General features: G+C 69.3%; 1 protein-coding gene and 1 pseudogene. Both read right to left on the bottom strand.

The window, feature by feature from the left end; translation table 11 throughout:
- A pseudogene (locus VF665_RS08110) lies at nt 1–1,491 on the bottom strand (hypothetical protein); the annotation flags it as partial.
- A gap of 45 nt (nt 1,492–1,536) precedes the next feature.
- Nucleotides 1,537–2,586 carry a radical SAM protein gene (locus VF665_RS08105; RefSeq protein WP_331052906.1) on the bottom strand — a complete coding sequence of 350 codons (1,050 nt, stop codon included), beginning with the start codon at nt 2,584–2,586 and terminating at the stop codon, nt 1,537–1,539.
- Nucleotides 2,587–2,716: the final 130 nt, after the last annotated feature.

Genomic DNA, 2,716 nt, shown 5'->3' with positions numbered 1-2,716 from the left:
GCCCACCTCGCCGCGATGGTCGCGCAGGATGGCGCGAAGGATGGAGGTCACCCGCTCCAGCCCGTCCGTCTCGGGGAGTCCGGGGGGAACCGCGAACTCGTCGCCGAACCCGCTGAAAGCCATGCAGCGCCCGGGTCCCAGCTCGTGGGCGTACTGCTCGCTGATCAGCGCCTGGCTGTAATTCTGCGGCAGCACGAAGTGCGGGATTTTACCCAGCGCCATCGCCTCCAGCGTAGTGGTGATTCCCGGAGAGGTGAGCACCACGCGGGCGGTGGACAGCCGCTCCACGAACTCGCGGTGCGGAAGGTGGCCGATGCGGACCCCGGTGCGCGTGCCCAGCCGTCCGCGCAGCCGTGCCGCCAGACGCTGGTTGCAGCAGACGGTGACCTCACCCTCCCCCACCGACTCCAGCACCTGCCCCACGATCAGGTCGGCGTATTCATCGTACAGCGCGGGATCGACGAACGGATTGGCGCACCCGCCCAGGCTCACCAGTACGTGGTCGTCCGGTGCATCCGCTCGCCGCGTAACGTAGTCGGCCGTCGCCTCGATCGGCGCCACCACCTCTATGGGAAGGCGGCTGGACCATTCCTGCAGCCGGCTCGGCGGCACCAGGTAGTCCTGCACGAAGTAGCGGGTCGCGTGCTCGATCCCCGGCGGGGGGCCGGGCCACATCCAGGCCAGGCTGTCCACCATGTACAGCGGCGTGCGGCGCCCGGCCCAGAAGGGAAGAATGTCCAGGTTGAGCACCGAGAACACGGCCTGATACGCCTCCAGGTGCTCCGCGAGCGAGGCCAGCACTTCGGGCCGGTCCACGTCCACGCGATACACCCGGTCGAAGGCTGGCGAGGTGCGCGCGAAATCGTAGTCCAGCCCTGCGCCGAAGCAGTGCAGGGTGATGCCCGGGCGCCGCCGTTTGATTTCGGCCGCGATCGCCACCGCCTTGGAGATGGGGCCGAAGCCGAACGCCGAGGAGAGGAAGGCGCAGCTCTCGCCCTGCGCGGCCGCGGGCGCGCGCTCCTCGCGCAGCTCCCGCACGGCGGCCAGCAGCGCGTCGTGCAGGGCCGCCTGCGCCGCCACCTCCGTTCGCGCCTCGGCCGCGGCGGGCACGAAGATGCAGCGGCCCACGGAGGCCAGCCCCGCCAGAAGCGCCGTGGTGTCGCGCCCCCCCTCCGGTACCACGATCACCATCGGCTTGTCCATGGCGCTTGCCCACCCGAGTTCCAGGTGCACGCCGTAGCTGTCTTCCGCCAACGCCACCACACAGTCGGCGCGCTGCATCTCCAGCATGTCGAAGGGGGTGCAGACGGAGGCGGCGCGCAGCTTCGCGCCGTACTCCTCCAGACGAAGCGCCAGAAAGACGTCATGCCCCGCGTGCTGCAGGGCCGTGTCGATCCCTTTGATGAAATGCGCGTATGCCGGTTCGACGGAGGGGACGGGGCCGTCGTGCCGAAGGTACCCGGTGATCGGGCACGCGAAGAAGATCCGCATTCTGTTCGTGGGGAGTGGTATGAGACGGGGGGACGTGCAGGGGGGCTAAAGCCACTGGGCGTCGGGCCAGCCTGCCGCGGACAGCGCCAGGTCTGCGTCGCGGTTGAAGCGGACGTTGCCAGGCTCGCAGCCGGTGCATACCTGCGAAGCCACCGACGCGAACGCCGCGCGCTCGCCGGCGAAGCCGGGCTCGTTCCAGCTCTCGCCGAACGGCCGGTCCCACACGCCTTCCAGGCTGAGCGGCCTGCCACGGCGGTGCGGGAGGCAGTTGCACGCGGTGAGCAGGCCGCGCCGGGCGTCGATGTAGCCCACCACGTCGGGAACGAAGCAGCGGGTGTGAGTGGGCAGGCGGCCTCCCGCCGACGCCACGCGGGCGGCGTCGCTGGTGCCGAAGACGTGCGGGCTCACGGCGTTCAGCCGCACGCGTGCGCGCTCCAGCCGCGCCTCGATGCGGGGGACGACCGACGCGGAGAACTCGTGCGCCTCGTCGGCCGTAAGATACAGGCTCTTCTTGTCTTTGATGGGGATCAGGGTCCAGAAGTCCACGCCGATGCGGTCGAGCAGCGGAACGAATTCGTGGATGTCTCGAAAGGTCTCGGCGGAGACGATGGTGTTTACCGTGATCGGCAGGGAGCGGCCGCGGCGCGCGCGTTCCGTGGCGAGAGTCTCGAGCCCCGCGATCGCCGCCGCAAAGAGGCCGGGGGTGCGGCGCAGTCCGTCGTGGATCTCGGGGCGCGGCGAGTCGAGCGAGCAGGTGATCGCGGAGAGGCCGGCATCCAGCAGCGGTGCGGCCATCTCGGCCAGACGGCTTCCGTTGGTGATGAGGCTCACCCGCAACCCCGCCGCGCGTACCTCCGCCACCGCCTCCAGCAATCCTTCGTGCAGCGTGGGCTCACCGCCGGTGAAACGCACCTCCTCGCCGCCCAGCGCCGCCAGCTGGACCGCGAGCGTCCGCACCCGCTCAACCGCCAGCCGGAAAGGATCGCTGGAGTTGGCGAACGGGCACATCCGGCACCCGGCGTTGCACGCCTCCAGGATACGTACGTAGACGATTTTGGGGCTCGTCCGCTGGAATACGGGAAGAGGCGCGTTCATAAGACGACGTTTTGGCAGGTTGGCCCACGGGCGGTCGCACTCCAGCAGAAACGCTCTCGGAAAGAATTGCCGAATGTTCTTGTTAGCGCAAGGAGGTCGGCCGTGGCCACGGACCAGAGAAAAACCTCGC

The sequence above is a fragment of the Longimicrobium sp. genome, from assembly GCF_036387355.1.
Lineage (GTDB): Bacteria > Gemmatimonadota > Gemmatimonadetes > Longimicrobiales > Longimicrobiaceae > Longimicrobium.
Note: the sequence above shows the minus strand (reverse complement) of the source record. Positions and strands in the feature narration are given on the sequence as shown.